The sequence below is a fragment of the Sphingomonas sp. MJ1 (PH-R8) genome, assembly GCF_048058635.1.
Lineage (GTDB): Bacteria > Pseudomonadota > Alphaproteobacteria > Sphingomonadales > Sphingomonadaceae > Sphingomonas.
Map to the genome: position 1 here is coordinate 17,944 of NZ_JBBEFX010000011.1, position 24,385 is coordinate 42,328.

Consider the following 24,385-nt stretch of genomic DNA (forward strand, 5'->3'; position numbering starts at 1 on the left):
TCAGCCGCGCAGGCCGGTCCAGGCCAGCCAGAGCCAGCCAAGGATCAGCAGCGTGCCGCCGATCGGGGTGACGGCGCCAAGCCAGCGCGGCGCCCCGAAGGCCATCGCATAGAGCGTGCCGGCAAAGATCAGCGCCCCGGCCACGAACAGCCATGCGGGCCCACGCGCCTCCAGCCGGAGGGCGACCAGCGCCGCGACGGCATGGACGAGCTGATACTGGCCGCCCGTTTGCAGCCATTCCCGCGCCTGGCCCTCGGCGCCGTGCGCACCGAAGGCGCCCGCGCCGACTGCGAGCGCGCCGGACAATGCGGCCAGAAGCATCAGCACATTCATCGACGATCCCCTTCCCTCACGCCTCGCGCGAAAGTCCGTCGCGGGCGGCGCTTCCCCGTTCCTGGCTGAACATCGCCTCGCGCCCGGCATAAAGGTCCTGCGCCTCGAGCTGCTGGGCGAGCCGCTTGGTGTCCAGGTTGCGATAGGCCTCTTCGGTCCGATCGATCTCGGCCTCGTCCACGCCGACGCAGGCCATGGCCTTGCGCGCCATGGCAACCGCGGAGTCGAGCACTTCGCGGACATAGCCCTCCACCGGAGCGCCCTTCAGACGCAGGATCGACAGGCGATCGAACACGCGCATGAAGATCACAGCGTCGGGGAAGGCGAGCTTCACCGCCTCGATGTCGATCGGTTCCATCTGCTGGCCATCGATACAGAAGAGCAACAACTGCGCCTCGTCGGCGCCCGCGCGACGCAGCGTATCGATGCGGGTGCCGTCGCCGTAGTAGACTTTCATGCCGAAGTTGCCGGCGCGCTCGATGGTGGCCGGATCCGTGTCGATCAGCGTCACGCTGATGCCCTGGCCGATCAGCATCTGCCCGACGGTCTGCCCGAAGCGGCCATAGCCGATTACCAGCGCGGCGGCGCCGTCATGCTTGGGCCCGTCGAGCCCGTCGGTGCTCGCCTGCGGCTCCACGCGGAAGCGGCGGGTGAGCATCATCAGGAACGGCGTCGTGGCCATCGACAGGGTGACGACGGCGCCGAACACGCTGGCAGCCTCGGGCGCGATCAGCAGCGCATGCTGGGCCTGGGCGAACAGCACGAAGCCGAATTCGCCGCCCTGGCTCAGCAGGAGGCCGAGCGCCAGGGCCTTGCGCCACGGCATACCGAACAGCAGCGCAAGGAGCCCGATCACCACGGCCTTGGTCGCGATCAGCGCCAGTGCCATGCCCGTCACGAACACCGGCCGCTCGGCGATGGCCGAGAGATCGAGCAGCATGCCCACCGAGAGGAAGAACAGGCCGAGCAGGATCGCGCGGAAGGGCTCGACGTCGGCCTCGAGCTCGTGGCGGTACGGACTGTCGGCCAGCATCACTCCTGCGATGAACGCGCCGAGTGCAGTCGAAAGACCGAGCGCCTCCATGATCGCTGCGGAAGCGATGACGGTGAACAGGCCCGCGAACACGAACATCTCGCGCTCGCCGAGATTGCCGATCAGGCGGAAGAGCGGCCGCAACAGGAAGCGGCCGGCAAGGATCAATCCGGTGATCGCCAGCACGGTGTAGAGCGCCAGCATCCATCCCGGCGGCCCGCCCACATCGTCCGGATTGCGCGAAAGCGCCGCCACGATGGTGATCAGCGGAACGATCGACAGATCCTGGAACAGGAGGATCGAGAAGGCGCGCTCACCGTACGGCGTCTTCAGGCGCCCGGCGGACTGCAGCATCGGCAGCACCTGGGCCGTCGAGGACAGCGCCAGCGGCAGACCCAGCGCGAGGGCCGCAGGAATGGTGAAGTGCGTGAACAGCCAGACGACGCCGGTGATGGCGATGCCGCACAAGGTCACCTGGAGCAGGCCGAACCCGAAAATGTCGCGCTTCATCCGCCACAGCCGCGACGGGCTGAGTTCCAGTCCGACGAGGAACAGGAGCAGCGTGATGCCGAGCTCCGCGATGCCCATCTTGGCCTCGGCATCGCCGACGAGCCCCAGGACCTGCGGCCCGACGACGACGCCCGCAACCAGGAAGCCCAGCGTCGCGCCGAGCTTCAGCTTGCGGAAAATCAGAACGAACAGAAGCGCTGCCCCAAGCAGCGGTGCGAAGTCGCGGACGAACGACGTGGCGGAATGCGCCTCCATCAGCCCGGCCGCCCTTCGCGCGCAGACCGGGCCGCCTCGGCCGCAGCCTCGAACGCCAGGCGGATCGAGGCGTGGCGGGCGCTATGCGGCAGCGCCGGCTCGAACAATGCGAGGCCGGGCCAGTCGGGGGGGCCCTCCCCGCCCGCGAGCCAATCCGACAGCGCGTCGCGTGCGGCATCCAGCTCCTCGGGCGTGCGGCCGATCGCATGCGCCGCCATCAGCGACGAGGATGCCTGGCCGAGCGCGCAGGCGCGCACGAGCATGCCGAGTTCGGACACCCTGCCTTCCGCGTCGAGGTTGACGTCCACGGTGACGCGACTGCCGCACACCGGCGAGCGTCTTTCCACGCTGGCCATGGGCGACTCCAGTCGCTGCTGGTGGGGGATGGTTGCGGCAAGCCGCAGGATCTCGGTGTTGTAGAGCGGCGCGGTCACGCGCTGCATGTAGACCGCCGATGCGCTGCGTGCGAGGGGCAACGCGCCCCAAAAAACATCAGTAGGACGTGTTCGCCGCGGCTTCCCCGAACATCGGCTCGCCACGCCGACGCCGGTAGACGATGTCGGCGATGCTGGCGCTGGTGGAATCTAGCAGCGCATAGGTGCGCGACTGGGTGATCCAGTCCGGGCGGCGCTTCGGGCCGCCCGCGATGGTGTCGATCACCAGCACCAGCAGCAGGAAGCCGAGACTGCACAGCACCAGGCCCTTCACCGCGCCGAAGCCGAAGCCGAGCGCCCGATCGACCGGCCCCAGGATCGAGGTGCGGGTGCGCGCGCCCACGCCATTGGCCACGAGCCGCCCCAGGAAATAGACGATGCCGGCGATCAGCGCGAAGGCCAGCGTCGCCGCGCCCGCCGACGTGCCGATCACGCCCACCAGCGCCGCGCTCACCGGCGTGTGGAACAGCTTGATCGCGAAGACGACGAAGATCCAGGCCATCAGCGACAGCACTTCGGTCACGAAGCCGCGCTTGAGGCCCAGCAGAGCGGCACCGCCGACGATCAGCAGCACCACGATGTCGAGTGCGGTCAGTTCCATCGATGCCCTCCCCAGCGCCTGCTCGTCCCCCTATCCGGGCGCCTGTGCGAAGTCGAGCCGCGCTCTTAGCGGCCCAGCATGTGATCGACGAAGGCCGGCAGGCTGCGGAAGGTCGAGAGGGTGAGGCTGGTCCCCTCGGCCGCCTGGGCCCCTGGCACCATCGCACGTCCGAAGCCGAGCTTGCCCGCCTCCTTCAACCGCAGCGCACCATGGGCGACCGGACGCACCTCCCCCGACAACGCCACTTCGCCAAAGGCGATCGCATCGGTCGGGACGGGTCGTTCGGAGAGCGCGGACACGAGCGCCGCTGCGACCGCGAGATCGGCGGCAGGATCCTGCACGCGGTAGCCGCCCGCGATGTTGAGATAGACTTCGGACGTCGCGAAGGCGAGGCCGCAGCGGGCCTCCAGCACCGCCAGGATCATCGCCAGCCGCCCTGAATCCCAGCCGACCACTGCACGACGCGGCGTCGCGCCCGAAGCGAGCCGCACCGTCAACGCCTGCACCTCGACCAGCACGGGCCGGGTTCCCTCCAGCGCCGGGAAGACCACCGTGCCGGTGACGCTCTCGTCGCGGCTGGTGAGGAACAGCGAGGATGGGTTCGAGACTTCGCTCAAGCCCTCGGTCGCCATCGAGAAGACGCCGATCTCGTCGGTGCCGCCGAAGCGGTTCTTCACCGCGCGCAGAATGCGATACTGGTGGCTGCGCTCGCCTTCGAACGCCAGCACCGTGTCCACCATGTGCTCGAGCACACGCGGGCCGGCGATCGAGCCGTCCTTGGTGACATGGCCGACCAGCACCAGCGCGGTGCCGCGCTCCTTGGCGAAGCGGATCAGTTCGCCCGACGAGGCGCGCACCTGGCTGACGGTGCCCGGCGCGCCCTCGATCAGGTCGGAGTGCATGGTCTGGATCGAATCGATCACGAGCAGGTCGGGCGCATCGCCTTCCCCCAGCGTCGTGAGGATGTCCCGCACCGAGGTTGCCGCCGCCAGCTGGACCGGCGCGTTGCCCAGGCCCAGGCGTCGCGCCCGTAGCCGCACCTGGTCGGCCGCTTCCTCGCCCGAGACATAGGCGACGGACTTGCCCGCCAGCGCCAGCCGCGCCGTCGCCTGGAGCAGCAGCGTCGACTTGCCGATACCCGGATCGCCGCCGATCAGCGTTGCCGAGCCCTCGACGAAGCCGCCGCCGAGCGCCCGGTCGAGTTCGGAGATGCCGGTCGCCATCCGGTCGGGAAGCGGGATGTCGCTGTCGAGCCCGGAGAGCTGGATCGCGCGTCCGCCGGACTGGAGATTATGCCGCGCCTGGAACGGCGTCACGACGGCGCCGGCGTCCTCCACCAGCGTGTTCCAGTCCCCGCAGTCGCCACACTGGCCCGCCCATTGCGCGGTTACCGAACCGCATTGCTGACAGACGTAGCGCTTCCGGGGTTTTGCCATGGGCAGTCCCTAGCACGCATAGAACGAAAGGGGAATATCGGGCCGCGGGTCGCCGCCCCCCTGCCGCCCGCTTAGTGCAGTTCGGAGCCTTCCTTCAGCACCTTGTCGCCGTCCTCCTGGACGATGAGGTAGGCCGGGTTCTCCTTGCTGCCGTTGCGGACGATCTTGCTGCCCTTGATCGTGCGCTGGACCCGCCGCTCGAACTTCTCCTCGACCTTGCCCTCGGCCGTGCCCTTGCCCCAGCTCCAGCTGACCTTGTCGCCCTTGGAATAGCTGTTTGCCATCGCCTGTCTCCGTCTGTCCGGGAGCAAGCGCCGTGGGCGGCGAATCGTTCCGGTGGCGCGCGGGGGCATGCGGGGCTATGGGCCGCCTCCATGCAGCCGTCCGACCTTCGTGTCGCCCTTTTCAGTGGCAACTACAATTACGTGCGCGATGGCGCGAACCATGCGCTGAACCTGCTTGCCGGCCATCTGCTCGCGCACGGCGTGACGTTGCGCGTCTATTCCCCGACTGCGGAGAAGGCGGCGTTCGCGCCCACGGGCGAGCTGGTGAGCGTGCCCTCGGTCGGCCTGCCGGGCGGGCGCGGCGAATATCGGCTCGGGCTCGGCCTGCCCGCCTCGATCCGCCGGGATCTTGCCGGCTTCCGGCCCAACATCGTCCATGTCTCGGCACCCGATGTGCTGGGTCACCGCGCGGTCAGCTGGGCACGGCGGCACGACGTCGCCTGCCTGGCCTCGCTTCACACGCGCTTCGAAACCTACGCCAGCTACTATGGGATGGGGTTTCTGGAGCCGATCTTCACGACCCTGTCGCGCCGCTTCTACAACCGGGCCGATCAGGTGATGGTGCCCACGCCGTCGATCGAGGCGCTGATCCGCGGCTGGGGCGTGACGACGCCGATCGGGTTGTGGGGCCGTGGCGTCGACCACGACCGCTTTCACCCGGGCGCGCGCAGCCTTGAATGGCGCAGAGCCCTGGGCGTCGCCGATGATGAGGTGGCGATCGGCTTCCTCGGCCGGCTGGTGCTCGAAAAGGGGCTCGACATCTTTGCCGATGTGGTGGCGCTGCTGCGCGACCGCGGCGTGCGGCACAAGGTGCTGGTGATCGGCGAAGGACCCGCGCGCGACTGGTTCGCCGAGCGCGTTCCCGACGCCGCCTTTGCCGGCTTCCAGCGGGGCGACGCACTGGGCCGGGCGGTCGCCTCCATGGACGTGCTGTTCAACCCCAGCGTCACCGAGACCTGGGGGCAGGTCACGTCCGAAGCCATGGCCGCCGGAGTACCGGTGGTCGCAGCCCGCGCCACCGGCGCGGTGGACCTGATCGACGACGGCGTGACGGGCGTGCTGGTGCCGCCGCGCGACGTCACCGCCTATGCCGACGCATTCCAGCGGATCATCCGCGATGGGGAGCTGCGGAGCGCGATGGGCGCTGCCGGCCATTCCAAGGCGCAGCGCTATCGCTGGGACACCGCCAACCAGGCGGTGCTCGACGCCTACCTTCAGATGCTGGGGCGACGCGGGCACTGATCCAGCGCCCGCGCCGCCGGATCAGGCGGCCTTCCAGTCGAAGGCCAGCGGCGCCTCACGAAAGGCGAAGCGGTCGAGGTGCGACGCGACGACCTGCTTCAACGCCTCCAGCTGCTCCGCGGAACTGGCATCGATCCGCACGGTCAACGTCGCCTCGCCGGCTTCGAACGAAGCGCGCCCGTCTGCTGGGAAGTTCGCCCCGCGCGCGTTGTGCGGGAACACCACGGTGCCTCTTTCGGGGGTGAACTCCACCTGCAGATTGTGGCTCCAGTGCTTGCAGAGCTGCTGGAGATAGCGGCTGCCGGATGCGGTCGGCACCTCGGCCACCGCGCTGAACGCGCCGGCGCTCATGCGAGACGCTCGATGCGCTGGGCGGCTTCGTCCAGAATGGCGGCCACTTCGTGCAGCGTCTCGGGCGGCACCTCCTCGCCGGCCAGCCGCTGACCCAGCACGGTGCGCAGGTTGCCCATCGCGCGCTTCACGGGGCCGCCGCTGGTGCGTGCCGTCATCGTGCCGACCTGCGCCAAGCGTCCGAGCAGCGCCTCGACCTGCTCGCGTTGCTCGTCGAGATGCGCAACCCCTGCCTCGGTGATCGCATAGGCCTTGCGCCCAGCCGCCTCCGCCTGTTCCTCGATCAGCGCCATGTCGGCGAGAAGGGTCAGGGTCGGATACACGACGCCCGGGCTCGGGGCGTAGACGCCGCCGGTGCGCTCCTTGATCTCCCGGATCAGGTCGTAGCCGTGACGCGGCTGCTGTTCGATGAGCGCGAGCAGGACCAGCCGCAGATCGCCGCCGTCGAAGAGGCGACGGCGACCGCCACGACCGCCCCGTCCCTCCGCCTCATGGTCCCAGCCGCCGAAGCCGCCGCCGAAGGGACCGGCGAAGCCGCGACGGCCACCAGGCCGCTCGCCCGGGCCGCAGCCGCCGCGACCGTCATGGTGGCGGTGGGAATGATGATGCATGCCGAACATGAAAACTCCTGTGCAAGTTCGATAGCGCAAAGATATATCTTAGATTGGGTTGCGCAAGAGGCTGTCGCACAAGGCTGCGCATTTTCGCGCCGACCCCTATATCGGCGACATGGCCGACCTCTTTGCCGCCTTCGATCCGCCTGCCCCCGCCGAGGTCCCCACCACGGGTCCGCTCGCCGATCGGCTGCGTCCGCGCCGCCTGGAGGAGGTGGTGGGCCAGTCGCACCTCACGGGTCCCGAAGGCGCGATCGGCCGCATGGTCGCAGCCGGCAAACTCTCCTCCATGGTGCTGTGGGGGCCGCCGGGAACCGGCAAGACGACGATCGCGAGGCTGCTTGCGGACGCGGTCGGGCTGCGCTTCGCGTCGATCTCGGCGGTGTTCTCCGGGGTCGCCGACTTGAAGAAGGTGTTCGCCGAGGCACGGGATCATGGCCGGCTGGGCCGCCGCACGCTGTTGTTCGTGGACGAGATCCACCGGTTCAACCGCGCGCAGCAGGACGGCTTCCTGCCCTATGTCGAGGACGGCACGGTGACGCTGGTCGGGGCGACCACCGAGAACCCGTCGTTTGAACTCAACGCGGCGCTCGTCTCGCGCGCGCAGGTGCTGATCCTGCGGCGGCTCGATGCAGAGGCATTGGAGACGCTGCTCACCCGCGCCGAGGAGGCCGAGGGCCGCCCGCTCCCGCTCGACGCAGACGCGCGGGCGGCGTTGGTCGCGAGCGCCGATGGCGATGGCCGCTTCCTGCTCAACCAGGCGGAGACGCTCTTCTCCATCCAACTCGACACGCCGCTGGATCCCGCCAGCCTTTCCGCGCTGCTCCAGCGGCGGATGGCGGTCTATGACAAGGATCGCGAGGGGCACTACAACCTCATTTCCGCGCTCCATAAGTCGCTGCGCGGATCGGATCCCCAGGCGGCGCTCTACTATCTCGCGCGGATGCTGACCGCGGGCGAGGAACCGCTCTACGTGCTGCGGCGGATCACGCGCTTCGCCGGCGAGGACATCGGCCTCGCCGACCCGCAGGCGCTGGTGCAATGCCTCGCGGCGAAGGACGCGTACGACTTCCTCGGCTCGCCCGAGGGGGAGCTCGCGATCGTGCAGGCGTGCCTCTATTGCGCAACCGCGCCCAAGTCGAACGCCGCCTACAAGGCGCAGAAGGCGGCGTGGCGATCGGCGAAGGAGACCGGCTCGCTGATGCCGCCGCACAACATCCTCAATGCCCCCACCAAGCTGATGAAGGAGATCGGCTATGGCGAGGGCTATGCCTATGACCACGACAGCGACGACGGCTTCTCAGGCGCGAACTACTGGCCTGAGGAACTGCCCCCGCAGCACTTCTATGCCCCGACCGAGCGCGGCTTCGAGAAGCGGCTGAGCGAACGCATGGCGTGGTGGGACGCGCGGCGCCACGGTCGCAACCCGGATGCCGCAAGCTGACGGTCCCCCAGCACTTCACCCGCTTCGCCGCGATCGACTGGTCAGGCGCCAAGGGACACCGTCACAAGGGGATCGCGGTCGCGCTCTGCGAGACAGGCAGCGCCGCGCCCGAACTGGTGGCGCCGCCTCGCGGCATCTGGTCCCGCACGGACGTCCTCCACTGGCTGGAGGCGCAGGCGGACACGCCTTTGCTGGTCGGGTTCGACTTCAGCTTCGCGCCGCCGTGGATCGAGCGCGGAGCCTATCTGCCGGGTGAGCCGACGCCTTCGAGGGCGCGCGCGTTCTGGGCCTATGTCGACGCCGACTGTCCGGACGCAGACTTGGGCGCCGCTTCCTTCCTGGAGCGACGGCGCGGCAGCCATTTCTATCTCGGCGCCCGCGACGGCGCGAAGGCGCAGTTCCTGCATTATCGGCGGTGCGAAGCGGCTTATAACGCGAGCGGGATCGGTCGGGCCTCCACCCTCTATGACGCGATCGGTGCGGCCCAGGTCGCCAAGGCGAGCTTCGCGGGCATGCGATTGCTCCACCATCTCGGCTCCAAGGTTCCGATCTGGCCGTTCGACCCGCCGCCGGCGCAGGGCGCACTAGTGGTCGAGATCTACACCACGGTCGCAGCGCGTGCGGCGGGCCTGCGCAAGGGGCTGAGCAAGCTGCGGGACCCTCACGCCCTCGACGCGGCGCTGGAGGCGCTCGGCAGCGGCCGGCACACGCCGCTCGACCGGTATGACGATCACGCCACCGACGCGATCATGGCCGCAGCCTGGCTTCGGCGGGTCGCCCGGACACCCGAACTGTGGCAGCCCGCGGCGCTCACCCCCACAATTCGGCGAAGCGAAGGCTGGACCTTCGGCGTTCTCTGACGCAAGGGGGGCGCAACGCCGGTTTAGCTCAGCTGGTAGAGCAGCGGTTTTGTAAACCGAAGGTCGCGGGTTCGATTCCTGCAACCGGCACCAGCCCTCCAGCAGGGCATCAGCCATCTACCGGCGGCCCGGTGCGCGGAGGCACTTCCCAGTGACAGGACCTTCCGAGAAGCAGAAGATGCTCGCCGGCGAACCCTATCGTGCGAGCGATCCCGAGATCGTTGCCGACCAGGAAGCCGCCGGCGAGTGGATGCAGCGGTTCAACGCCGCGACCGGATTGGCGGAGCGCGAGGCATTGCTGCGCGCACGCCTGGGCTCGGTGGGTCCGGGCGCCACGATCCGCCCGCCCTTTCACTGCGACTATGGCACCAACATCCATCTGGGCGCAGGCGTCTTCCTGAACTTCAACTGCGTCATCCTGGATGTGGTGGAGGTTCGCATCGGCGATGGCACCCAGATCGGTCCTGGCGTGCAGATCCTGACGGCCGATCATCCCCGCGATCCGGCCGAGCGCGCCGCCGGCCTGGAGTGGGGCCGTCCGATCGTGATCGGTGCCAACGTCTGGATCGGCGGCGGCGCCATCCTCTTGCCCGGCATCACCATCGGCGATGATGCGCTGATTGGTGCGGGCAGCGTCGTCACGCGGGACATCCCCAGCGGAGCAGTCGCCGCCGGCAACCCGGCGCGGGTTCGCGCACGCTGAAGATCGTCCCACTTAGGAGCAGTGAGAGGCCCCGCCCGCTCGCGCGTCGCTTGATCGCGCGCCCGCGACCTCTAGGGTCTGCTCCAGTTGCCGCTGCGGCAGGCTTGCTCAGGGACGCAACCAGTTGAACGAAGGCGGCCGCCGCATCCAGATCGTGGTGAACCCGTCGGCAGGCCGGGTACGCGGATCGACGCTGGCGAGGATCCGCACGGGCTTCGAGCGGGCCGGCGCGCAAGTGGTGCTCACCGAATGCGGGCCGGGTCTCCCCGTCACCATCGCCGACGATATCAGCCACGTCTGCGTGGTGGGCGGGGACGGCACCATCCGGCATGTCGCCGCCGCAATGTTGGCGGCCGAACGCGACCTGCCGCTCAGCATCTATCCGGCAGGAACCGTCAATCTGGCGCATCGGGAGCTACGCTCCCCGCTCGATCCGGATCGCTACGCCGCCTATGCGCTCGAGAGCCGGGAGCGGCCGCGACACCATGCCCTGCGCGTGGGCCCGGCGCTGTGCCTTTCCTGCGCCAGCGTGGGACCGGACAGCCAGGCGGTCGCGGCCGTGTCGCCGCGGCTGAAGCGCCGGATCGGCCGCCTCGCTTATGGGGTCGCCTTCTTCCAGGTGCTCCTGAACTGGCCGCGCAAGCCGATCCGGCTCGCCTGGGAGGCCGGCGAACTGACGTGCGAGGCGGTCTATGTGGCCAAGGGCCGCTTCTTCGCCGGTCCGTGGAGCTTTGCGCCGGAAGCGGACCGCACCCGGCCCATCATGCATGTGGTCGCGCTGCGGACGGCCAGGCGCCGCGACGTTGTCCGCTTCGCATGGGCGCTGCTGCGCGGGCGCTGCCCCTCGGATGCCGCCAACCTCGTCGCGTTCTCGTGCACCGACCTGTCGGTAGAGGCCGACGATCCGCTGCCGGTACAGGTCGACGGCGATGCAGAGGCGGTCCTGCCCGTGCGCATGACGATCGAACCCATCTCCTTTTCCGTCTGCTGAGCGCCATGCGAACGACTGCCAAGCTGCTCCTGATCCTGGTCTACCTGCTCACCGGCGCGGGCGGCATCGCCGAGCGGCTCCAGTCGCTGGGCCTCTCGCCGGGATTGCCGATCTACCTTGGGCTCTTCGGGCTGCTGGCATTGGCGCTCGTTGCCGCCGCGTTCACCCGGCCTTGGGCGCTGCGCTGGGCGCTGGCCACGCTCCTCTGTGCTGCCGCCTTCTTCCTCGATTCTTACGAGGCGATCACGCGCGAGCCGATGAGCTACGACGCGTTCATCAACATGTGGAACTCGGCCGCGTCCGCACCGGAGGCGATCGATCAGCATGCCGGGGCGATGGCGGGGACGCTCGCGCGATCGTTGCTGTTGTTCGCCGGCCTCGTCCTGCCGCCGCAGGGAAGCCTGCGCCTGCGCGGGCTTGCTCCTGTGGCTCCCTTGGCTGGGGTCCTGCTGCTCGCGGGCATCCTCTTCGCGCGCGGCGGCGAAGGCGGAACGGGGCTCCCGGGTCCCTTCACCCCGCTCGCCTACTCCAGCCTCTTCCTCTACGAGCGTCTCACGGAGGGTGCGCCACATCGGAAGCCGGTGGCGCTTCGACCAGCGCGGCCGCCCAGCGGCGACATCGTGCTGATCGTCGATGAGAGCGTCGCGGGCAACTACCTAGACCTGAACTCCCCGAGCGGAGCACGCAGCGGCCTCCTCCAGCCGCGGCCGGGCGTTGCGGTGCACGATTTCGGCGTCGCGGCATCGATCACAAACTGCAGCGTCGGCAGCAACGTGACGCTGCGCCACGGCGGCACCCGCGAAGACTATCGCCGGATCAACGCCACCATGCCCTCGATCTTCGACTATGCGAAGGCTGCCGGCCTCCGCACCGTCTACCTGGATGCGCAGGGCACGGGCGGCAGGCTCCAGAACCTGATGGACGCGCAGGAACGGCAGCAGATCGACCGCTTCGTCCAGTTCGATCGCGTGCCCGTGCGCGACCGGGACATGACGGTGGCGGACACGCTTGCCGCATCGCTGCGCAACGACACGCCGGAGTTCGTGCTGGTCAACAAGGTCGGCGCGCATTTTCCGGTCCACGACAAATATCCCGACGCCTACATGCACCACCGCCCCGCCCTCGCCCGCGGACGCTACGTCGGGATCAGCGACACCGGCGACCGCACCGGCTTCGGCGGCACGGCTGCCGAATGGGTCCGCTACCGCAACGCCTATCGGAATACGCTGGACTGGAACGTCGGCGCCTTCTTCGAACGGCTGCTCGACGGCACCGACCTGTCACGGGCGACGCTGATCTACACGTCCGATCACGGGCAGGACCTGCACGAGACCGGCAGCCCGGGCAGCAACACCCATTGCAGCGGCGATCCGGTGCCACAGGAAGGGCTCGTACCGCTGGTGGTGATCGACGGCGGCACCCCGGCGGGGCTTTCCTGGCCCCAGGCGGCAGCGGCAAACCGCAACCGGATGAGCCACTATCGGATCTTCCCAACCTTGCTGGGGCTGATGGGCTATCCAGCACTGGCGGTGCGCAGCCTCTATGGCGAGACGCTGACCGCGCCGACCGCAGACCCCTTCACCTTCAACACCCGGTTCAACGCGCGCCTGGGCCTGGAGCCACGGTGGGAGAAGATCGAGTTGAGCAAGATCGCGCCAGCGCCGCGTGACACGGAGTAAGGGCGAACACGCCCGACGGTAGATCACTCTGGAAGCTGGTGCGGGTGGTCGGACTCGAACCGACACTCCTTGCGGAACCGGATTTTGAGTCCGGCGCGTCTACCAATTTCACCACACCCGCACGGTGCGCGCCGTCCCCCGGACGGCTGGTGGCGGGGCTATACGGCAGGGCATTCGCAAACGCCAGAGTCTGCGAATGCCCTGCGGCCGATCAGGCGAACCCCTGCTCCATCTCAGGCGCGCGGCGGCTGGCGGCGATAGCTGAGCGCCTCGGCGACATGGAGGCGCCCGACGGTTTCTGCGCCCGCGAGGTCCGCGATGGTGCGGGCGACGCGAAGCACGCGCGTGTAGCTGCGCGCCGAAAGCCGCATCGCCTCTGCCGCCTGGGCGAGCAGCTTCGCGCCGGGGGCGTCCGGCGTGGCGGTCGCCTCCAGCACCCCGCCGTCCGCCTCCGCATTAGTTCGCGCCGCGACATCGCGGTAGCGGCGCGCCTGTACGGCACGGGCAGCGGCGACCCGCGCCCCCACCTCCGCCGATCCTTCGGCAGCCGCGGGCAGCGCGAGGTCTGCGGCGCTCACCGGCTGCATTTCCAGGTGAAGGTCGATGCGGTCGAGCAAAGGGCCCGATACGCGCGCCTGGTAGTCGACGGCACAGCGCGGCGCCCGGGAGCAGGCCAGCGCCGGATCCCCCAGATGCCCGCAGCGGCATGGGTTCATCGCCGCGACCAACTGGACGCGCGCGGGGAAGCTGACGTGCGCGTTCGCCCGGGCCACGCTGACGTTCCCCGTCTCCAGCGGCTGACGCAGCGAATCGAGCACCGCGCGCTGGAACTCGGGCAGCTCGTCGAGGAACAGCACGCCCAGATGGGCGAGGCTCACCTCCCCCGGCCGCACGCGAAGGCCCCCGCCCACCAGCGCGGCCATGGAGGCGGAGTGGTGCGGGGCGCGGTAGGGCCGCGCCCGCGTCATCCGGCCGCCCGTGAGCGTGCCGGCGACCGAAGCGACCATCGAGACCTCCAGCGCCTCGCCCGAATCGAGCGGCGGGAGAATGCCGGGGAGGCAGGACGCGAGCAGCGACTTGCCCGCACCCGGCGGACCCACCATCAGCAGGTTGTGACCGCCCGCCGCTGCGATCTCCAGCGCGCGCTTCGCGGTTTCCTGTCCCTTCACCCGCCGCAGGTCCGGTCCGGGTACCAGTTCCTCCGCCTCGCCCGGTGCGGGTTCGGGCAACAACTGTGTCCCTTTCAGGTGGTTGAGCAGACCGATCAGGTCCGTCGCGGCGCAGATGCTGCCACCCGCCCACGCCGCTTCGGCGCCTTGCGCTGCCGGGCAAATCAGCCCCAGGCCGCGCTCCGACGCGTGGAGTGCCGCCAGCAGCACCCCGGGCGTGGCCGCGATACGACCGTCCAGGCCGAGTTCCCCCACCACCAGATATTCGGACAGCGTCTCCGCATCGACGACGCCCATCGCCGCCAACAGCCCCAGCGCGATCGGGAGATCATAGTGCGATCCCTCCTTGGGCAGGTCCGCAGGGGAGAGGTTGACCGTGATCCGCTTGGGCGGGAGCGACAGGCCGATCGCGGCGATGGCGGCGCGAACGCGCTCGCGGCTTTCGCCCACCGCCTTGTCCGGCAGCCCGACGACGACGAATGCCGGCACGCCGGGTGCCAGTTGCACCTGCGCCTCGACCGCGCGCGCCTCCAGCCCGAGATACGCCGCCGTCGATACGATCGCGACCATGCTGCCCCCCCTGTCCCCCGCCACTGCATAGCCGGTTTCCGGAGAAGGAAAACAGCCGAGCGTGTCTTGCCGTGACAACACACATGCCCCACATCGAACCCGTGATGGTCGGTTCCCGATCCTGTCCCGGCACAGCCGCGTTGACTTGGAGGGGCGGCTTGCCTATGGGCTGCGGGCACACGGCCGCCGTTCAGGGCGGCTTTTTCCGTTATTGTAGACGTTCGATATCCCGGGGAATGAGTGATGAAGCGGACCTTTCAGCCGAGCAACCTGGTGCGTTCGCGTCGCCACGGCTTCCGGACTCGCATGGCGACGCCGGGTGGCCGCAAGGTGATTCGCGCCCGTCGCAACCGCGGCCGCAAGAAGCTGTCGGCCTGACGCGCCTTACCCGTCGCAGCGAGTATCTCGCTGCGAACGGAGGCAAGCGTGCGCCGATGCCGGGCTTCGTGCTGCTGGTGCGCGCGCGCGAGGATGCCGATCCGACGATGCGGATCGGCATCACCGTATCCAAGAAAGTCGGCAACGCCGTCGCCCGCAACCGGGTGAAGCGGCGTTTCCGTGCGCTTGCGCGCGAGGTCCTGCCGACTGCAGGCATCGCCGGTGCCGACCATGTGCTGATCGGACGCACCTCCGCGATCGAGCGGCCCTATGAGTCGCTCAAGACCGAACTGGTCAAGGCGCTGCGCAAGGTGACCCGGTGACCGCCGGGGGCCCTCCTCCCTCCGTTTCCCTCGGCGCCATGCGGTGATCGCACGGCTGCTGATCCTCGTCGCGCGCGGCTGGCAGCTGGGTCCTTCGGTGATCCTGCCCTCCAGCTGCCGCTACAGCCCCAGCTGTTCGGCCTATGCAATCGAGGCGCTTGGCCGCTATGGCGCGCTGAAGGGCAGCTGGCTTGCGGCGCGTCGGATCGCGCGCTGCCATCCGTGGGGCGGCCACGGCTACGATCCGGTACCATGACGACCGAGCACACAGGGATTAGTCGGTGAAGAACGACCAGAAGAACTTCGTCCTCTTCGCGGTGCTGGCCGCGGTGATCCTGTTCGGTTGGCAGCCGATCGCCAGCTATTTCTTCCCGGCCGCGAACCCGCCGGCGACCAAGATCGTCGAGGGCAAGAGCGAGGTGGTGCCGAACCCGGGCGCCGATCCGGCCGCCGATTCGCCCACGGCCGTGCGCGATCGCGCGCTCGTGCTGCGCGAAACGCCGCGCATCGCCATCGAAACGCCGCGGCTGAAGGGCTCGATCAACCTCAAGGGCGCGCGCATCGACGACCTGGTGCTCACCCGCCACAAGGAAACGATCGCCAAGAACAGCGACCCGATCCGCATCCTGTCGCCCTCTGGCACCGGTGACGCCTATTTCGCCAGCTTCGGCTGGTCCGGAAACGGTGTGCAGGCGCCCGGCGCAGACACTGTCTGGCAGGCCAGCGGCACGCGCCTGACCCCGTCGACGCCGGTCACGCTCACGACCCAGGTCGGCGGCCAGCGCTATGCGATCCAGATCGCGGTCGATGATGGCTATATGTTCACCGTCCGCCAGACGATCGGCAACGCAGGCACGCAGCCGGTGCAGGCAGCAACCTACGGCCTGCTCAGCCGCCGTGCCCCGCCGCGCGACAAGGACACGTGGAGCATCCACTCGGGCCCGATCTATGAGATCAAGGGCGGCGTGAACTTCGACGTCAACTACACCGACGTGGACGAGGCGCCGCAGAAGTTCGACACCCAGGGCGGCTGGGCCGGCTTTACCGACCATTACTGGCTGACTGCGCTGGTGCCGGATCAGGGCAAGAGCAACGTCATCCAGTTCCGCAACACCGGCGACAACGTCCACCAGGCGGACTACCGTCCGGCCACCCTCTCCACCGTGCAGCCGGGCCAGCAGGTCACCGCGACCTCGCGCTTCTTCGCGGGCGCCAAGGAAGTCGACCTGCTCGACCGCTATGAGGATGCGGGCGTGGTCCAGTTCGGCAATGCGATCGACTGGGGCTGGTTCGGCATCGTCGAGAAGCCGATCTTCGCTTACCTCGACTGGCTGTTCCGCATGATCGGCAACTTCGGCGTGGCGATCATCCTGCTGACCCTCACCATCCGCCTGCTGATGTTCCCGATCGCCCAGCGCCAGTTCGCCTCCATGGCGGCGATGCGGGCGCTCCAGCCCAAGCTGAAGACGCTGCAGGAGCGCTACAAGGACGACAAGCCGCGCCTCCAGCAGGAGATGATGGCGCTGTACAAGCAGGAGAAGGTGAACCCGGTCGCGGGCTGCTTGCCGACGCTGTTGCAGATCCCGGTGTTCTACGCGCTTTACAAGGTGCTGATGCTCACCATCGAGATGCGTCACCAGCCATTCGTCGGCTGGATCAAGGACCTCTCGGCACCCGATCCGCTGACGCCGGTCAACCTGTTCGGCCTGCTGCCGTTCACGCCCCCGAGCTTCATCGCGATCGGCGTGATCCCGATCCTCTTGGGCGTGTCGATGTACTTCCAGTTCAAGCTGAACCCGCAGCCGATGGATGACGCACAGAAGCAGGTGTTCGGCCTGATGCCGTGGGTGATGATGTTCATCATGGCGCCGTTCGCGGTCGGCCTGCAGGTCTACTGGATCACGTCCAACCTGCTGACCATCGCGCAGCAGCAGCTGCTGTATTCGCGCCACCCCGGCCTGAAGACGGCGCCCGCCAAGTGACGGACGTCCCCGCCCCCATCGAGGCATTCGACGCGGAGGCGATCGAAGCGGCGCGCAAGCTGTTCGCCGGGCCGATCACCTTCCTGCGCTCGGCCCCGGCACTCCAGCACCTGCCCGATCCGGTGGTGCCGGAGATCGCCTTCGCCGGACGTTCGAACGTCGGCAAGTCGTCGCTGCTGAACGCGCTCACCGGTCGCAACAGCCTGGCGCGCACCTCGGTGACGCCGGGCCGCACGCAGGAGCTGAACTTCTTCGACGTGGGCGATCCGCTGCGGTTCCGACTGGTCGACATGCCCGGCTATGGCTTTGCCAAGGCGCCCAAGGATGTCGTCCGCAAATGGCGCTACCTGGTGAACGATTATCTGCGCGGGCGCGTGGTGCTCAAGCGGACGCTGGTGCTGATCGACTCGCGCCACGGCATCAAGGATGTCGATCGCGAGGTGCTGGAGATGCTGGACAAGGCAGCCGTCAGCTACCGCGTGGTCCTCACCAAGGCGGACAAGATCAAGGCGAGCGAGCTCGCCGCCGTGCATGCCGCCACGGTTGCCGAAGCACGCAAGCGCCCCGCCGCGCATCCGGAGGTGCTCGCCACCTCCAGCGAAAAGGGCATGGGCATCCCCGAACTCCGCGCGGCCGTCATCGAATCGATCGACTGACGCGCGGGCTGGTTCAGCCGCTCCCGCCTTGGCCACCGCGGCCGAAGAACCAGCCGAGCCCACCGCCGATCGCCGCAACCGACAGGATGCAGGCGATCACCATCAGCAGCCCGTCGCGTACCAGCAGGGCCAGCCCGAACGACAGGATCGCCACCATCGGCAGCGTGCTGGCGAACGGCAGCAGCTCGAGCGGCGGCACCGTGGTACACAGCGCGATGATCGCGATCGCGGCGATCTTGATCATCGGTCCCTTGGTGAGCGCCGGCAGGCGACCGTGGAACCAGCGGTCGAGCCACTTGGCGACGGGCCGCATCTTGTCGGCGACCTTGACCAGCTTCTCGCCCTTCAGGCCGCGGTTCGCGAGAAAGCCGGGAAGCCACAGGTCCTTGCGCCCGAACAGCAGCTGAAGCGCGAGCAGCACCATCACCACGGCCATCGCGGTGGGCAGGCCCGGGATGCCGCCCACCGGCGAAATGTCGATCAACGGAAAGATGATGAAGAAGGGGCCGTAGGCGCGGTGGCCCATCGCCTCGACGGCGTCGCCCAGCTTCGCCTTGTCCTGCCCAGCCTCTTCGCCGAGCTCCTTGAGCCGGTCGAGCACGTCGCCGACGCTCTGCGGGTCCTGGTTCTTCTCCGTCATCGTTGCGCCAACGGAATTGTCGCAAGGCGGTTCCGTTGCGCGGAGCGGCAGGCTAGACCGCGGCATGCTCAAGCTCATCCTCGGCAACAAGGCCTATTCCTCCTGGTCCCTGCGCGGCTGGCTCGCGGCCAAGCTTTCGGGACTCCCGTTCGAGGAGGTGGTCGTCCCCCTATATGACGAGGGCTGGGATCGCCGACGTGAGGGCGACGAGTTCGCTCCCTCCTCGGGCAAGGTGCCGATCCTGTGGGATGGCGACGTGGTGGTCTGGGACAGCCTGGCCATTGTCGAATATCTGAACGAGAAGTCGGGCGGTGACCGGTTCTGGCCGGCGGACGCGGCCGCCCGCGCGATGGCGCGCTCGATGGCCGCGGAGATGCACTCCGGCTTCCAGGCGCTTCGCCGCAAGCACAGCATGAACATCCGTCAGGTCTATCCCCCGGCCCGCCTCGACAACGACGTGGTGCACGACGTCACTCGAATCCTCGAGCTGTGGGCCCAGGCGCGTGCACGGTTCGGCGGCACCGGTGAGTTCCTGTTCGGCGAGTTCGGCGCGGTGGACGCGATGTTCGCGCCGGTGGTGACCCGCTTCGTCACCTATTCGATCCCGATGCCGCCGTTCGCCGCGGCCTATATGCAGGCGGTGCTCTCCCACCGCTGGATGCAGGACTGGATCGCAAGCGCCCAGGAAGAGGAATGGGTGATCGAGCGGTTCGAACAGACGGCCGACGCCGGCTAGGCCGGTTTTCCGCCCACGCGATATCCCTCTCCCGGCGTCAGCATCATGTCGATGTCGGGATAATGGCACCGGCTCTGCGCCGGCCGGCCGACGGCCACGAAGACGCAGTCCGCATCGCTGCGATTCTGAAGCACATGCCCATTGCCGTCGTTCTTGGGGAATGCGGCGCAATCGCCGGCCCGCATCACCGTCTCGCCGGTGTCGTCGACCAGGATGGCTTCCCCCGACAGAATGGCGAGGAATTCGTCCTCCCCTTCATGCCAGTGTCGTTGCGAGGACCAGGCGCCGGGGCGCAGGACGACGTGGCTGACGCCGAAATCCGCAAGCCCGCTGGCAGGCGCAAGGCGCCGATACCACCGCCCCTGGACCGCCTCCCGGAACGGCGCCGGATAGCCGGTCATGTTGGTCTGCGGGATTGTATCCAAGTCGAGCTTGGGCAATGCCCCCTCCGTCATTTGAGGGAACCAGCGTGACAGACGTCGTCGAACTTACCAAGGCCTTGATCGCCGCCGAGAGCGTGACCCCCGCCCGCGGTCCGGCGTTCGATGTGCTGGAAGCCGCGCTGCTCCCGCTTGGCTTCGACGTCGATCGCTTCGTCTGTGGCGAGGCTCCGGACGGACCGGTCGAGAACCTCATCGCGGTGCGGGGCCAGGGGCGCCGACACCTTGCCTTCGCAGGCCACGTCGACGTGGTTCCTGCCGGCGACGGCTGGACTGCGGGCCCCTTCTCCGGGGAAGAGCGCGGCGGGCTGGTCTATGGCCGCGGTGCCGTCGACATGAAGGGCGCGGTCGCCGCCTTTGCCGCCGCCTGCGCACAAGTGCCGGCCGACGCGGGTACGCTGTCGCTGCTGATCACCGGCGACGAGGAAGGCCCTGCGATCTTCGGCACCCGCGCGATCATCGATCGCATGGCCGCGCGCGGCCTGGCACCGGATTTCTGCCTGGTCGGCGAGCCTACCTCCACCGCCCGGCTGGGCGACATGATCAAGATCGGCCGGCGCGGGTCGGTCAACATCTGGATCGACGTGCACGGCCGGCAGGGGCATGTTGCCTACCCGCACCTTGCCGACAATCCGATTTCCCGCCTCGTCGGCGCGCTCGCGGAGATCGAGGCGCTGGTGCTCGACGAGGGAACCGACTGGTTCCAGTCGTCGAATATCGAGGTGACCGACCTCGACGTCGGCAACCCGGCCACCAACGTTATCCCGGGCCGGGCAGCTGCACGGCTGTCCATCCGCTTCAACGACCTGCATCGTGGCGACGCGCTGATCGAGCGGGTTCGCGCGATCGTGGCGCGGCACGCGCCCGATTCGCAGGTGATCGGCAAGGTCTCGGGCGAGGCGTTCCTGACCCCGCCGGGTGCCTTCTCGACCCTCGTCGCCGATGCCATCCGCGAGCACACCGGCCTCACGCCGGAGCTTTCGACCACGGGCGGAACCTCGGACGCGCGCTTTCTCTCCAGGCTTTGCCCGACGGTCGAGTTCGGGCTGCTGAACGCGACCATGCACAAGCTCGACGAGGCTGTGGCGGTGGAGGACCTGCGCAGTCTGCAGGCGATCTACGCGACCTTGGCGCGGCGCGCGCTCGACGCCGCCGCCTAGCTGGCGAGTCGCCGCCCCGCCGCGGGCGAACCGAGCCAGTCGAGGAACGCCGCCTCCTCCATGGGCGCGGCGATCGCATAGCCCTGCAGCACGTCGCAGCCGATCATGCGCAGGATCTTCGCCTGGTCCGCGCTCTCGATCCCTTCGGCAACCGCCGTGCAGCCGAGCCCGTGGACCAGCCCCACCAGCGCCTGGGCGATCGCCCTCGCCTCCTCGCTCTGCGCCACATGGATGGTGAGCGCCCGGTCGAGCTTGACCCGGTCGATCGGAAGCTCGCGCAGCCGCGCGATGCTCGAAAAGCCCGTGCCGAAATCATCGAGGGCGATGCTGGCCCCATCGCCGCGCAGCAGCGTCACGGCGTCCAGCGCGTCCTCGCTGCACCCCATCAGCAGCGACTCCTTGAGTTCCAGCTCGAGCATCGAGGCGGGCGCGCCGGCACTTGCGACCGCATCGCGCAGCTTGCGCACGAAGCTGGCATGGTCGAGCTCGCGCGCGCTGATGTTGACGCTCAGCCGGTGGCGTATGCCCTTCGCATGCCAGCGCCCGATGGTGGCCGCCACGTCCTGAACGATCCGGTCGCCCAATTCGATGATCAGCCCCGTCTCCTCCGCGCATGGCAGAAAGCTGCCCGGCAGACGCATGCCGTCCGGATGATGCCACCGCACCAGCGCCTCGGCACCGCAGACCGAGCCGGTCGCGGCCAGCACCTGGGGCTGGAACACCAGGCCGAACTCGCCTCGGTCGATACCAGCCCGCAACTCCTGTTCGAGCGCCTTGCGGGCGGCCAGCCCGGCGGCAAGCGTTGCATCAAAGGCGTGGACCTGCCCCCGCCCGCCAGCCTTTGCGGCATACATCGCGACGTCGGCGGCGCGGGTCAGGTCCAAAAAGCTGGTGCCGTGCACCGGCCATTGCGCAATGCCGATCGAGGCGCCTGCCTGGATCTCCCCGCCGTGAAACCGATGCGCTCCGGCGAGCACGTTGAGGATGCCCAGCGCGGCACGTTTCGGTTCCCTAGCAGCCTGGCCGCAGAGCAGGATGTTGAACTCGTCGCCTCCCAGCCGCCCCACGATCGGCTGCTCCTCTACCAGCCCGCCTGAAAGATGCTCCGCTGCCTGGCGAAGCCGCTGCCCGACCTGCGCCAGCAGCAAGTCGCCGGTCGCATGGCCATAGGTGTCGTTGACCGCCTTGAACCGATCGAGATCCAGGAACAGCAGCGCGGCCGGCGGGGTCGGCTCCATCCGCGCCAGCCGTTCCAGCCGTTCCTCGACGAGCTGCTGGAAATGGGAACGGTTGGGCAGCTCGGTCACCGTGTCGATCTGCGCAGCGCGCTCCACCGCGGCCAGCGTCGTGCGCAACTGCTCGAACAGCGCCTGCATGGCGCGGGCGAGGCTCGGCACGAAGCTCCAGACCTCCCGCGGGATCGGGCTCTGGAGATCGCCGCGCGTCGCCTTGCTCAGCCGCAGGATCGCCTCGTCCACAGCGCCCGCCGTGGTGGAGACGTGGCGTTCGGCCGAGGCCCAGCACATGGTTGCACACACCACCGCCGGGATCAGCGCGCTCGACGCGGTCAGCGCGTCCAGCCGGCCGTGGGTGGTCGCCAGGAGAGCGAGAAAGAAGCTGACGGCGCCTGCGCAGGCGGCGAACACGATCGCACGGCGCTTGAGCGACTTTGCGTGCAGCAACTCAAACGTCTCCCTTCTGCGCGTTCATGAAACGACACAGTGTGGGCGAAAGAGTTAAATTTCAGCGCCCATGCGTAACCGGACGACGTAAAATTACGTAGAGGGCGCCTGCACCGCCATGGCGCGGATGCGCACCCCGCACGGCTGCGATGCGATCCGCATGCCGGGACGCGGCGAGCCAGTCGGGCACGGCCGCACGGATCGCGCCCCTGGCGAAGGGGCGCTCCGCATCGAGGCGTGGCGCACGTCCCGTCACCAGCAGCAGCACGCGATCGCCGCGGGCGATCGACCGTTCCAGCGCCCGGTCTAGCATCGCATGTGCCGAGGCCAGGCTGTGGCCGTGCAGGTCGAAACTGCTGTCGGGCGAGACGAGCCCGCGAGAGAGCCGGCGATCCCAGCTGCCGTCGAGGAGATTGGATACCGCGGGCGCCGGAGCCTGCACCGCCGCCGGCTGGCGCAGCGGCGGGACCCGGCCACGTGGCGGCTTCGGCTTCGGCTCGGGGACCGGTGGTGGCGGAAGCGGCTTGGGCTTGGGCTTGGCCGGCGTGGCGTGCAGCGGTCTCAGGCCCGCGGTGACCCGCGCCCAGAGCGCCGCCTCGCCATCGCTAAGGCGTCGGCCGGCCACCGCGGCCTGCGTTCAATCGCGCCACCGCACCCCGGGGGAGCAGCACGAAGGCGGTGCCGCGCGCGGACATGCCGCCCGCGATCGCTCGCGCCTCGTCCCCGGCGCCCCAGAAGGTGTCGAACCGGTTGGCGCCCTTGATCGCGCCACCGGTGTCCTGCGCAACCCAGAGGCCGGTCGCATCGGTGCGATCCATCGACAGGAACACCGGAGCGCCCAGCGGCACGAACTTCGGATCCGCCGCAACGCTCGCCTGCCCCGTCACCGGCACGCCCAAGGCGCCGAGCGGCCCCGCGCCCGTTAGCTCGCGGAAGAACACGAAGCTCTTGTTCTCGCGCATGATCGCGCGGCCCTCGGCAGGATGCGCGCGCAGCCATGCGACGATGCCCTGCATCGAGGATTGGCCGGGCCCGAGCAGGCCACGGTCCTTCATCAGCTTGCCGATGCCGGTGTAGTCGCGCCCGTTCTGGCCGGCATAACCGATCCGCATGACCGACCCGTCCGGCAGCCGCAGGCGACCCGAGCCCTGGACCTGAAGGAAGAAGAACTCGATCGGGTCCGCCGCCCAGCCGATCTCCAGGCCGCGGCCTTCGAGCGCGCCTTCCTCGATCTGGGTGCGGTCGTAATAGGGAACGAAGCTCCTGCCCTCCACCCGGCCGCGGATGCGCTTGCCCTTGTACGTGTCCGAGAAGAGGCCGAGGTCGACTTCGACCAGATCGCTCGGCTTCGCATAGACGGGCACGTCATAGCCGCGCTCGCGCCGGCGGGATCCGGCGATCTCGGGCTCGAAATAGCCGGTTGCGAAGGCGCGGCCCTCGCCCACCTGTGCGGGCTCGAACTGGGTGGCGAAGAACTGCATCGCCCCGCCTGCCGGCACCGTCGCGGCGGCGTTGCAGGCAGCGACCCAGTCACCGGGCTGCGTCAGGCCGCTCGCATCGGTGCGGCGGACGAGCGAAGGGCAGCTGATACGAAAGGCCGCCAGCGCGCGCTCGGCACTCTCCGGCGTGATCGGCAAGCTGGCCGGTCCGGCAAGGACGCCGCTCGCAGCTGCAGTCACCGCGCCCGCGACCGGGGCGACCGCAGCCGGTGCCATCGGCGTCGCCGCCACCGGCTGCCGCACGGGAAGCGCGGTTGACGGCGGCCGCGTGGCGGAAGGCCGCACCGGCGCTGGCGCGGTCTCCATGCCGCGCGGCACGATGGTGTTCGAACAACCTGCCAGCAGCACCGCCAGCGCCGCCGCCCCCCACATCCGCATCG

27 protein-coding genes and 2 tRNA genes are annotated in these 24,385 nt (G+C 69.0%); 14 read left to right on the forward strand and 15 right to left on the reverse strand.

The annotated features are described in order from the left end of the window. The 6 genes from VPH46_RS10570 to VPH46_RS10595 all read right to left on the reverse strand — a co-directional run bounded on the left by VPH46_RS10570 (window position 1) and on the right by VPH46_RS10595 (window position 4,886). Entirely contained in the window at window positions 1-333 is a 333-nt protein-coding gene (locus VPH46_RS10570; protein ID WP_416611080.1) for a DUF423 domain-containing protein, read from the reverse strand. A gap of 16 nt (window positions 334-349) precedes the next feature. Then, window positions 350-2,131, reverse strand: coding sequence for a cation:proton antiporter (locus VPH46_RS10575; protein WP_416611082.1), 1,782 nt, complete (start codon window positions 2,129-2,131; stop codon window positions 350-352). After that, on the reverse strand, window positions 2,131-2,565 hold the full coding sequence (locus tag VPH46_RS10580; RefSeq protein ID WP_416611236.1) for an iron-sulfur cluster assembly scaffold protein: 435 nt from the start codon (window positions 2,563-2,565) through the stop codon (window positions 2,131-2,133). Before VPH46_RS10580 ends, VPH46_RS10575 begins: the two co-directional genes overlap by 1 nt. A gap of 58 nt (window positions 2,566-2,623) precedes the next feature. Then, window positions 2,624-3,166: a CvpA family protein gene (locus tag VPH46_RS10585; RefSeq protein ID WP_239435532.1), complete on the reverse strand. Its 543-nt coding sequence runs from the start codon at window positions 3,164-3,166 to the stop codon at window positions 2,624-2,626. A 65-nt stretch (window positions 3,167-3,231) separates the two neighbouring features. Further along, entirely contained in the window at window positions 3,232-4,602 is a 1,371-nt protein-coding gene (gene radA, locus VPH46_RS10590; protein WP_317892079.1) for a DNA repair protein RadA, read from the reverse strand. A gap of 71 nt (window positions 4,603-4,673) precedes the next feature. After that, window positions 4,674-4,886 (reverse strand): DUF2945 domain-containing protein, encoded by a 213-nt coding sequence (locus VPH46_RS10595; RefSeq protein ID WP_239435530.1) that lies wholly within the window; start codon window positions 4,884-4,886, stop codon window positions 4,674-4,676. 90 nt (window positions 4,887-4,976) lie between these two features. Between VPH46_RS10595 and VPH46_RS10600 the strand changes: the two genes are divergently transcribed. Continuing rightward, the gene (locus VPH46_RS10600) at window positions 4,977-6,128 is read left to right on the forward strand and encodes a glycosyltransferase family 4 protein (RefSeq protein WP_416611085.1); all 1,152 of its coding nucleotides are present in this window, start codon (window positions 4,977-4,979) and stop codon (window positions 6,126-6,128) included. Between the two features lie 21 nt (window positions 6,129-6,149). On the opposite strand, the gene VPH46_RS10605 is transcribed toward VPH46_RS10600, so the two are convergent. Together VPH46_RS10605 and VPH46_RS10610 are read right to left on the reverse strand one after the other, a co-directional pair. Continuing rightward, window positions 6,150-6,479: a DUF2218 domain-containing protein gene (locus VPH46_RS10605; protein ID WP_239435528.1), complete on the reverse strand. Its 330-nt coding sequence runs from the start codon at window positions 6,477-6,479 to the stop codon at window positions 6,150-6,152. Then, window positions 6,476-7,099, reverse strand: coding sequence for a PadR family transcriptional regulator (locus tag VPH46_RS10610; RefSeq protein ID WP_416611087.1), 624 nt, complete (start codon window positions 7,097-7,099; stop codon window positions 6,476-6,478). The genes VPH46_RS10605 and VPH46_RS10610 overlap by 4 nt, the downstream gene beginning before the upstream one ends. A 109-nt stretch (window positions 7,100-7,208) precedes the next feature. Between VPH46_RS10610 and VPH46_RS10615 the strand changes: the two genes are divergently transcribed. The 6 genes from VPH46_RS10615 (at window position 7,209) to VPH46_RS10640 (ending at window position 12,770) form a co-directional block, all read left to right on the forward strand. After that, window positions 7,209-8,537 carry a replication-associated recombination protein A gene (locus VPH46_RS10615; protein ID WP_416611089.1) on the forward strand — a complete coding sequence of 443 codons (1,329 nt, stop codon included), beginning with the start codon at window positions 7,209-7,211 and terminating at the stop codon, window positions 8,535-8,537. Further along, on the forward strand, window positions 8,492-9,397 hold the full coding sequence (locus tag VPH46_RS10620; protein WP_416611238.1) for a hypothetical protein: 906 nt from the start codon (window positions 8,492-8,494) through the stop codon (window positions 9,395-9,397). The genes VPH46_RS10615 and VPH46_RS10620 overlap by 46 nt, the downstream gene beginning before the upstream one ends. 17 nt (window positions 9,398-9,414) lie before the next feature. Beyond that, window positions 9,415-9,490: transfer RNA gene (locus tag VPH46_RS10625), tRNA-Thr, on the forward strand. Window positions 9,491-9,548: 58 nt separating this feature from the next. Further along, window positions 9,549-10,100, forward strand: a complete 552-nt coding sequence (locus tag VPH46_RS10630) for a sugar O-acetyltransferase (protein ID WP_416611091.1) — start codon at window positions 9,549-9,551, stop codon at window positions 10,098-10,100. A 124-nt stretch (window positions 10,101-10,224) separates the two neighbouring features. Next, the gene (locus VPH46_RS10635; RefSeq protein ID WP_416611093.1) at window positions 10,225-11,091 is read left to right on the forward strand and encodes a diacylglycerol/lipid kinase family protein; all 867 of its coding nucleotides are present in this window, start codon (window positions 10,225-10,227) and stop codon (window positions 11,089-11,091) included. A gap of 5 nt (window positions 11,092-11,096) precedes the next feature. Continuing rightward, on the forward strand, window positions 11,097-12,770 hold the full coding sequence (locus tag VPH46_RS10640; RefSeq protein WP_416611095.1) for a sulfatase-like hydrolase/transferase: 1,674 nt from the start codon (window positions 11,097-11,099) through the stop codon (window positions 12,768-12,770). Window positions 12,771-12,806: 36 nt separating this feature from the next. Here VPH46_RS10640 and VPH46_RS10645 read toward each other — a convergent pair. Together VPH46_RS10645 and VPH46_RS10650 are read right to left on the reverse strand one after the other, a co-directional pair. After that, window positions 12,807-12,891, reverse strand: a tRNA-Leu gene (locus tag VPH46_RS10645). A gap of 112 nt (window positions 12,892-13,003) precedes the next feature. Then, window positions 13,004-14,509 (reverse strand): YifB family Mg chelatase-like AAA ATPase, encoded by a 1,506-nt coding sequence (locus tag VPH46_RS10650; RefSeq protein WP_416611097.1) that lies wholly within the window; start codon window positions 14,507-14,509, stop codon window positions 13,004-13,006. Window positions 14,510-14,752: 243 nt separating this feature from the next. Between VPH46_RS10650 and rpmH the strand changes: the two genes are divergently transcribed. The 5 genes from rpmH to yihA are packed head-to-tail and all read left to right on the forward strand — an operon-like array spanning window position 14,753 to window position 17,848. Continuing rightward, window positions 14,753-14,887: a 50S ribosomal protein L34 gene (gene rpmH / locus VPH46_RS10655; RefSeq protein ID WP_125961091.1), complete on the forward strand. Its 135-nt coding sequence runs from the start codon at window positions 14,753-14,755 to the stop codon at window positions 14,885-14,887. After that, complete coding sequence (gene rnpA / locus VPH46_RS10660) at window positions 14,884-15,210, forward strand: ribonuclease P protein component (RefSeq protein ID WP_125961092.1); 327 nt, start codon at window positions 14,884-14,886, stop codon at window positions 15,208-15,210. Before rpmH ends, rnpA begins: the two co-directional genes overlap by 4 nt. Before the next feature lie 43 nt (window positions 15,211-15,253). Further along, window positions 15,254-15,466 (forward strand): membrane protein insertion efficiency factor YidD, encoded by a 213-nt coding sequence (gene yidD / locus VPH46_RS10665; RefSeq protein ID WP_125960998.1) that lies wholly within the window; start codon window positions 15,254-15,256, stop codon window positions 15,464-15,466. A gap of 25 nt (window positions 15,467-15,491) precedes the next feature. Continuing rightward, the gene (gene yidC / locus VPH46_RS10670; RefSeq protein WP_317892088.1) at window positions 15,492-17,192 is read left to right on the forward strand and encodes a membrane protein insertase YidC; all 1,701 of its coding nucleotides are present in this window, start codon (window positions 15,492-15,494) and stop codon (window positions 17,190-17,192) included. Further along, window positions 17,189-17,848 (forward strand): ribosome biogenesis GTP-binding protein YihA/YsxC, encoded by a 660-nt coding sequence (gene yihA, locus VPH46_RS10675; protein WP_132882217.1) that lies wholly within the window; start codon window positions 17,189-17,191, stop codon window positions 17,846-17,848. The genes yidC and yihA overlap by 4 nt, the downstream gene beginning before the upstream one ends. Window positions 17,849-17,861: 13 nt before the next feature. On the opposite strand, the gene VPH46_RS10680 is transcribed toward yihA, so the two are convergent. Next, on the reverse strand, window positions 17,862-18,488 hold the full coding sequence (locus tag VPH46_RS10680; RefSeq protein ID WP_416611100.1) for an exopolysaccharide biosynthesis protein: 627 nt from the start codon (window positions 18,486-18,488) through the stop codon (window positions 17,862-17,864). 64 nt (window positions 18,489-18,552) lie between these two features. Between VPH46_RS10680 and VPH46_RS10685 the strand changes: the two genes are divergently transcribed. Continuing rightward, window positions 18,553-19,224: a glutathione S-transferase family protein gene (locus tag VPH46_RS10685; RefSeq protein ID WP_239435518.1), complete on the forward strand. Its 672-nt coding sequence runs from the start codon at window positions 18,553-18,555 to the stop codon at window positions 19,222-19,224. Here the strand turns inward: VPH46_RS10685 and VPH46_RS10690 are convergent. Beyond that, a complete protein-coding gene (locus VPH46_RS10690) occupies window positions 19,221-19,664 on the reverse strand; it encodes a cupin domain-containing protein (protein ID WP_416611102.1) in 444 nt (147 codons plus the stop codon). The two genes, VPH46_RS10685 and VPH46_RS10690, sit on opposite strands and share 4 nt — an antisense overlap. Here VPH46_RS10690 and dapE point away from each other — a divergent pair. Beyond that, the gene (dapE, locus tag VPH46_RS10695; protein WP_416611104.1) at window positions 19,664-20,824 is read left to right on the forward strand and encodes a succinyl-diaminopimelate desuccinylase; all 1,161 of its coding nucleotides are present in this window, start codon (window positions 19,664-19,666) and stop codon (window positions 20,822-20,824) included. The two genes, VPH46_RS10690 and dapE, sit on opposite strands and share 1 nt — an antisense overlap. On the opposite strand, the gene VPH46_RS10700 is transcribed toward dapE, so the two are convergent. The 3 genes from VPH46_RS10700 to VPH46_RS10710 all read right to left on the reverse strand — a co-directional run bounded on the left by VPH46_RS10700 (window position 20,821) and on the right by VPH46_RS10710 (window position 24,383). After that, window positions 20,821-22,506 carry a putative bifunctional diguanylate cyclase/phosphodiesterase gene (locus VPH46_RS10700; protein ID WP_416611106.1) on the reverse strand — a complete coding sequence of 562 codons (1,686 nt, stop codon included), beginning with the start codon at window positions 22,504-22,506 and terminating at the stop codon, window positions 20,821-20,823. The two genes, dapE and VPH46_RS10700, sit on opposite strands and share 4 nt — an antisense overlap. Before the next feature lie 61 nt (window positions 22,507-22,567). Continuing rightward, the gene (locus VPH46_RS10705; protein WP_416611108.1) at window positions 22,568-23,131 is read right to left on the reverse strand and encodes a Smr/MutS family protein; all 564 of its coding nucleotides are present in this window, start codon (window positions 23,129-23,131) and stop codon (window positions 22,568-22,570) included. Next, on the reverse strand, window positions 23,112-24,383 hold the full coding sequence (locus VPH46_RS10710) for a murein transglycosylase A (RefSeq protein ID WP_416611110.1): 1,272 nt from the start codon (window positions 24,381-24,383) through the stop codon (window positions 23,112-23,114). The genes VPH46_RS10705 and VPH46_RS10710 overlap by 20 nt, the downstream gene beginning before the upstream one ends. Window positions 24,384-24,385 lie beyond the last annotated feature (2 nt).